The organism is Bacillus sp. mrc49 (genome assembly GCF_002803435.1).
This window is the reverse complement of record NZ_PHNG01000747.1, coordinates 1-6391: the sequence shown is the minus strand read 5'-3', so window position 1 is coordinate 6391 and position 6391 is coordinate 1. Positions and strand designations below refer to the sequence as shown.

The 6391-nt window shown below is 44.9% G+C and carries 8 protein-coding genes; 3 read left to right on the top strand and 5 right to left on the bottom strand.

Annotated features, from left to right (window positions below; genetic code table 11):
• A partial coding sequence (locus CVN76_RS21925) for a M17 family peptidase N-terminal domain-containing protein (protein WP_332850660.1) occupies window positions 1-414 on the bottom strand: 414 nt, incomplete at its 3' end.
• A 283-nt stretch (window positions 415-697) separates the two neighbouring features.
• Between CVN76_RS21925 and CVN76_RS21920 the strand changes: the two genes are divergently transcribed.
• Both CVN76_RS21920 and CVN76_RS21915 read left to right on the top strand, forming a co-directional pair.
• Window positions 698-1180, top strand: coding sequence for a divergent PAP2 family protein (locus CVN76_RS21920; RefSeq protein WP_100533053.1), 483 nt, complete (start codon window positions 698-700; stop codon window positions 1178-1180).
• Window positions 1181-1189: 9 nt separating this feature from the next.
• Complete coding sequence (locus tag CVN76_RS21915) at window positions 1190-1981, top strand: cobalamin-binding protein (RefSeq protein ID WP_100533052.1); 792 nt, start codon at window positions 1190-1192, stop codon at window positions 1979-1981.
• 77 nt (window positions 1982-2058) lie between these two features.
• Here the strand turns inward: CVN76_RS21915 and CVN76_RS21910 are convergent, their stop codons facing one another.
• The 4 genes from CVN76_RS21910 to CVN76_RS21895 form a co-directional block, all read right to left on the bottom strand.
• Complete coding sequence (locus CVN76_RS21910) at window positions 2059-2751, bottom strand: 3D domain-containing protein (protein WP_100533051.1); 693 nt, start codon at window positions 2749-2751, stop codon at window positions 2059-2061.
• Window positions 2752-2877: 126 nt separating this feature from the next.
• Window positions 2878-3195, bottom strand: a complete 318-nt coding sequence (locus tag CVN76_RS21905; protein WP_100533050.1) for a YuiB family protein — start codon at window positions 3193-3195, stop codon at window positions 2878-2880.
• 107 nt (window positions 3196-3302) lie between these two features.
• Window positions 3303-3806, bottom strand: a complete 504-nt coding sequence (locus tag CVN76_RS21900; RefSeq protein ID WP_100533054.1) for an NUDIX domain-containing protein — start codon at window positions 3804-3806, stop codon at window positions 3303-3305.
• A 148-nt stretch (window positions 3807-3954) separates the two neighbouring features.
• Window positions 3955-5172 carry an NAD(P)/FAD-dependent oxidoreductase gene (locus tag CVN76_RS21895; RefSeq protein WP_100533049.1) on the bottom strand — a complete coding sequence of 406 codons (1218 nt, stop codon included), beginning with the start codon at window positions 5170-5172 and terminating at the stop codon, window positions 3955-3957.
• Window positions 5173-5582: 410 nt separating this feature from the next.
• On the opposite strand from CVN76_RS21895, the gene CVN76_RS21890 reads away from it, so the two are divergent.
• A partial coding sequence (locus tag CVN76_RS21890; RefSeq protein WP_100533048.1) for an NAD(P)/FAD-dependent oxidoreductase occupies window positions 5583-6391 on the top strand: 809 nt, incomplete at its 3' end.

The window sequence follows — 6391 nt, the reverse complement described above, 5'->3', positions numbered from 1 at the left end:
ATAGGAAGCAAGTTCGAACGCCTCCGAGCACGCATGCGCAGCGTCCAGGGCATCCAGGTTTTCAGTCGTGAATGTATCCAAGGCGATCGACAGAGTCGTCAGCTTGGATTCCGCAATCGTTTTACGCGCTTTACCGAGCGCTTCGCGGAGCGTTTCGAAAGTAAGCTCTTTTTCCTTGCCCAGGCCCACAAACACCAACCGCTTCACGCCTAACTTGCCTAATGTATGTATTTTAACCACTGATTTTTTCTTGGAAGAGATTTCTCCAGCTTTCACTAACTCTGTTAGCTGCCCGCCCAATTGCTCATCGGCTTCCTTCCCTATGCCAGTGAACTTGATCGGTCTGTCAAACACACCCAGGACCAAGCATTCGTCGATCAAATCTATATTCAAGGAATCTTTAACTGTGAACATATGCTATCTCCTCCATTCGATTACCTTCATTATAACGAAATCTTCCAAAGTTTTCGATAAAGGCATTTGAAATTAATATTATCAAGGATATTGTTTAGAAAAGGTGACTTTAGAGTAATAGTATAAGAAAGATCATATTTTATCCTTATCCAGCAGGGAATCGACAGGATTTGATGGAACTAATTATAAATGCCGGATAAGTTCGCTCATGCAAAAGCAGGATTTCTTACTTATCCTTATATGGTTTCAACGTTACTCATAATCGGAAAGAAGGCTGATAATTTTGGATTTTTTTCTCAACTTCCCTTTGATTGCAGCATTGATTGCCATTTTCTTTGCTCAATTCATCAAAGTGCCCATCCATTTCATCGCTTTTCGTAAGGTGAACTGGGCACTTCTTAACTCGACGGGCGGGATGCCCAGCTCCCACTCGGCAGCCGTGTCAGCTCTCACCGTTGCCGTAGGGATTGAAACTGGCATGGATTCACCTGTATTCGCGGTTGCCGCAATCTTTGCCGTCATCACGATGTTCGATGCCACAGGCGTAAGGAGGCAGGCAGGGGAACAGGCTGCCGTCTTGAACCGCCTCGTTACCGATTTCAATACATTTGTCGAGCAAGCGAAAAATTGGCAAAAAAAAGAGGAAAAGCAAAAACAACAACAATTAAAGGAACTGTTGGGCCATAAGCCGATCGAGGTATTTTTCGGAGCCTTGACCGGTGTATTCATTGCACTTGTGCTTCACTTTTTCATTTTTCAAGGGTAGGTGATACAGTTGAAAATAATCTCGCTATGCCCCAGCAATACGGAACTATGCACTTACTTAGGAATCGAGGATCAGCTGATCGCCATCGACGACTACTCGGATTGGCCTGAATCCATTCAGCACCTTCCTAAAGTCGGGCCGGATTTATCGATCGATATCGATCAAGTGGAAGCATTGAAACCTGATTTGATATTGGCTTCATTAAGTGTACCCGGCATGGAAAAAAATATTGAAGCATTAAAAAAGCGAAACCTTCCCCATATCATCTTCAACCCGCAATCGCTTGAAGATATCGCCCAGGATATGCTTACCTTGGGGGAGGCGACAAATCTTAAGAACGAAGCAGAGAAGCAGGCTGCCAAATTCAGGGCCACGATCCTCCGCTATCAGGACGTCGCCGATACAATCGAAACGAAGCCTTCCCTTTATTGGGAGTGGTGGCCAAACCCCTTATTCAGCCCAGGCGGGGTCAATTGGTTATCCGAAATCAGCCGACTGGCCGGAGGATATAATCTTTTTGAAGAAGTGAACATGGCCAGCATCCAAGTCACTTCCGAAGAGGTCATCGAAAAGGATCCCGACCACATTTGCTTAGCATGGGTCGGGGTTCCTTTACGCAAAGTGAACCCGGGGCTTGTCAAGAAGCGAAATGGTTGGAGCGATATGAAAGCAGTTCGCAATCATAATATCCACATCATGGAAGAACCATTATTTTGCCGTCCATCCCCCCGTTTATTGGATGGATTGTCGAAATTGGCGAGGACCCTGCATCCAAACGCCTACAATCACATAAAGCATTGACATGAAAAGGCTGCCCCTCGGGGCAGCCTTACGCTTCGGGCAAACTCGTTGAAAATGGAGTTCACCCATTTGAATGATTAAAAGGCAAAGGATGATACATGCTCGTTCAACGCCCGTTCGTTCATTTTATGCTTGAATACCTTCCTGATCTTGGTCTCATTCAACCTACTTAACTGTTCCTCGGACAACGCGCCGCTCCCTTTTTGCACAACATATACCTCAAGGGTTTTCTTACCCCAATTATCATAAACATCCTGCACCGTTTCATAATAGAGGTCAAGGTGATTCCCTTTGATTGCGCCCCCCTTGTCGGCTACCACTCCATAACCATAGCCAGGAATCCATAGGATGGTTCCGAGCGGGAAGACGGCTAGATCGGCGGCAATCGTGGAAAACACATCCCGCTTCACCTTCACTCCTGAATAGGTAATGCCGTAGGAAGGGCTTTCCGGATATTTTCCGGTTGATTCATATCCGGCCGTGTACCCTGTAGCGAGCACTTCATGCTTAGGATACTTCAAAAGCTCGATGCCTTCCTCTATCGTCGCCGGACCATTGCTCCTGGAAGCGGATGCAACTAGTGTTGCCACCTGATCCCCCCTATGGATGGTTTTGTATTCGAGCCCAAGCAATCGATGTTGTCTCATCGTCTCTTCGAATGGGTCAACCTCAGTTGTAGCCCCAAAAACATGATTTAAGGTCGAGTCGATGGCCAAGATAAACAATATGATAATAGCAACCCTCAAAAATAATGCCTTACAGACCTTCATATGTATTCATTCCACTCCTCTCACAAGGATATTTGTTCCCTTTCCAGAGAGAAAGTATTCATAAACTGGCAAAACAACCTTTTTCCCAAACAAAAAAGGACCGTCCATGAAGACGATCCAACTTGATCAAAACATCTGATATCCTTTTTTTCTTAACGTTTTAATAACCACACCAGCTAAAACGGCACCAAGCAGCCCGCTTGATAAAATAATGATATCTGCCGAATGCAAGGATGTAAGGTTCGACCCAAGGCTTGAAAAGGACATTCCCGGATTTCGGAAATATTCGATCAGCTTCGTTTCATTGACAATGACGATGAAGACGATGGGAAATAAAATGACCATGATCCATGATGAACGAAAAAGCATATTGAGCAAAAAGCCAATTCCAAAAAATAATATGAAAAATAAGAGTATTGAGATAATTAAAACGGGCAATGGCATGTTATTCTTGACCCCCTTAAAAGCGACACCTTTAGTTTACTGAAAAAATAATTGCCGCGTCAACGACTTAATGCCAAATAATGTCGAAGAAAATATATTTACCCAATTCACATGAATAATTTATACGATGTATAACCGAATTGATCCCCCGGGTTCAATCCATCAAGCATCGTCTGCATTCTTTCCTTTTTAAAAGCTAACAGCTGCTCCAATAATAGAGATTGCTTCCCCTCTTGCATCAATGAATCAGGATCATAAAACTTAGCTTCATATAGTTCATCCAATTGGGCGGTGACCTCAAAGCTGAGCGGTTTAAGTAAAAACACCAACATATTATCACTGATCTCCCCTTTGATGACTCCGCTTCTGACACCTACCATGCCTTCGATTTCCGCATGGATGCCCGTTTCCTCGAACACTTCCCTTACAACAGCCTCATCAACGGTTTCATCATGTTTGACAAAACCTGCAGGCAGCGACCATTGCCCTTTCAACCCGCCATACCTTTTGTTCACCACGAGCCATTCTCCCTTATCGGATATCACAAGGCCAGACACTGCCAGCCATACATTTTTGCACCGTTCCACCAAATTCCACTTCCCTATAATCATTTTAACCAATCACTCGATGCGGATGGCCGAACACTTTCCCTCTTATGATCTTCGATACAAGCTTCATGCCCCGATCAGCGATGGATGCCATTAAAAAGCCATTCAGAGATTCTCCCCAAATGGCTTCGGTTAATATGTCCCTAAAAAATCAAAGGATGTTGAACTTGCCTTTTTTAGCGACCAGGGAAGGCCCGCCGATCAGTAGCAATGCTCGGTTATCGACCATCTTCTTCAAGAAGGATGCGGTCTTTCCAGTCACCTTCTTACCGAATACGACGCCTATTGCATTGTCATCACCTAATGAACACACCGTTCCTTTGTTTTCGAAGGCAAACGTTTCAAGGGCACTTTCATTACGGACCAGCTTAGTCAGGTTTTTCGCAATGACCTCTCCCTGCTGCATGGCGATTTGGGCGGTAGGAGGATAGGGACGGTTGATTTCTTCATTGATGATCAGGGCGCAATCACCCACGATGAAGATATCGTCATGCCCTGGTGCCCGCATGTCAAGGTTCACTTTAATACGGCCGCGCATAGCCTCGAATCCGGAAGCCTCGATCACGGAGTTCCCGCGTACGCCAGCAGCCCAGACCACGGTGCCCGCTTTGATTTCTTCCACTTCATCTTCGCCTTTTGAAACGATGATGCCTTCAGGCGTCGCCCCCTTGATGGGAGTCCCGATCTTGAATTCAACACCTTTTTTCTCAAGATACGAAACGGCATAGTCCACCAATTCCGGATCGAAACCAGGAAGGACGGCTGGCGCGGCCTCCACACAGTACATGCGGACCTTCTGGAAATCAATGTCGTATTCCTTGCAAAGATCTGGGACCCGGTTCGCCAGTTCCCCAAGGAATTCGATACCGGTAAATCCGGCTCCCCCGACAATGATGGTCAAGCGATCCTCATTCTTCTCTGCCTCAGAGCTATAGGTAGCGAATTGCAACGAAATATGATCACGGATTTCGCGTGCAGTGTTCACATTGGAGATGGAGAAAGCATATTCCTTCAACCCTTGGATTCCGAAAGTTTCCGATTCAGGCCCAAGCCCGATCACAAGGTAATCATAAGCGATTTCGCCATTTTCAAGAACGACTTTTTTATCGTCCGTCTTCACTTCCAAAACGGAATCCTGGATGAATTTAACTTTGCTGCCGTTAATGACACTTTTAATCGGGTAGCGGACACGATCATGATGAAGGGTCCCGGCAGATGCTTCATGCAGCCATGTAGTTTCATAGTGGTAATCATTTTTGTTGACTAATACGATTTCTGCTTCATTTTGCCCCAGTGCCTTCTGCAAGCGCGTAACGGTCATCAACCCACCATAACCTGCACCTAAAACAACGATAGTTGGCTTTTTCAAAAGAATTCGTCCACCTTTACGATATTTTCTTGTGCTGCTTTCCATAACTAACATCTATTTTTTATATTATTAATCTACATTATAAAAAGCACGCTTATACATATGTGACGCATTTCACGTAACCCTTCAAACTTGTAATAAATGAATCATAAGTAAATATTAGTCTTTTTCAATAATTTTTTCAAGTGAAAAACGGATTCTTCAAGACCATATCCCCCCTTCAACAGAACCCATTTTAATAGGCTTAGCCACGAGTATTTCCAGACGCTAAAAACGAGAGCGAGGCTGCTGTTGCCATACGCCGAAATAATAGTCGAAACTTTCTAACTTTTTTCTCGTTTTTTCAAAGTTCATCTATGGTAAAATAAGAGAATATATTTCAGCAAACCTAGTATATCGGAGGGATAACGTTGGAAGTTAACGAAAAGGTTTATGATATCACCATCATTGGCGGAGGTCCGGTTGGATTATTCACCGCATTTTACGGCGGCATGAGGCAGGCATCGGTAAAAATCATCGAAAGCCTCCCACAATTAGGCGGGCAATTATCTGCCCTTTATCCTGAAAAGTACATTTATGATATCGCTGGTTTCCCTAAAGTGCGCGCACAGGAGCTAGTGAATAACCTGAAAGAACAAATGGCAAAGTTCGAACAGACCGTTGTACTCGAGCAAGCCGTGCAAGACGTCGAAAAACAAGCCGACGGGGTCTTCAAGTTAACGACCGATAAAGAAATCCATTATTCCAAAACCATCATCATCACAGCTGGCAATGGTGCATTCCAACCCCGCCGCATCGAAATTGATGAGGCAAAAGAATATGAAAGCAGCAACCTTCATTATTTCATCGACGATCTCAATCATTTCGCAGGCAAAAAGGTCGCCGTTTTCGGAGGCGGGGATTCCGCAGTGGATTGGGCCCTCATGCTGGAGCCAATCGCCGAAAAGGTGAGCATCATTCATAGAAGAGATAAATTCCGTGCCCACGAACATAGTGTGGAAAACCTTAAAAATTCCAAGGTTGAAGTACTCACCCCTTACATACCGGCTGATTTGATTGGAACGGAAGGACGGATCCATACTGTCGCCATCAAGGACCCAAAGGGTGAAGATACAGAAACGCTGGATGTAGATGCAGTCATCGTCAATTACGGATTCGTATCTTCCCTCGGCCCCATCAAAAATTGGGGGCTCGAAATCCAGAGGAACAGCATCTTGGT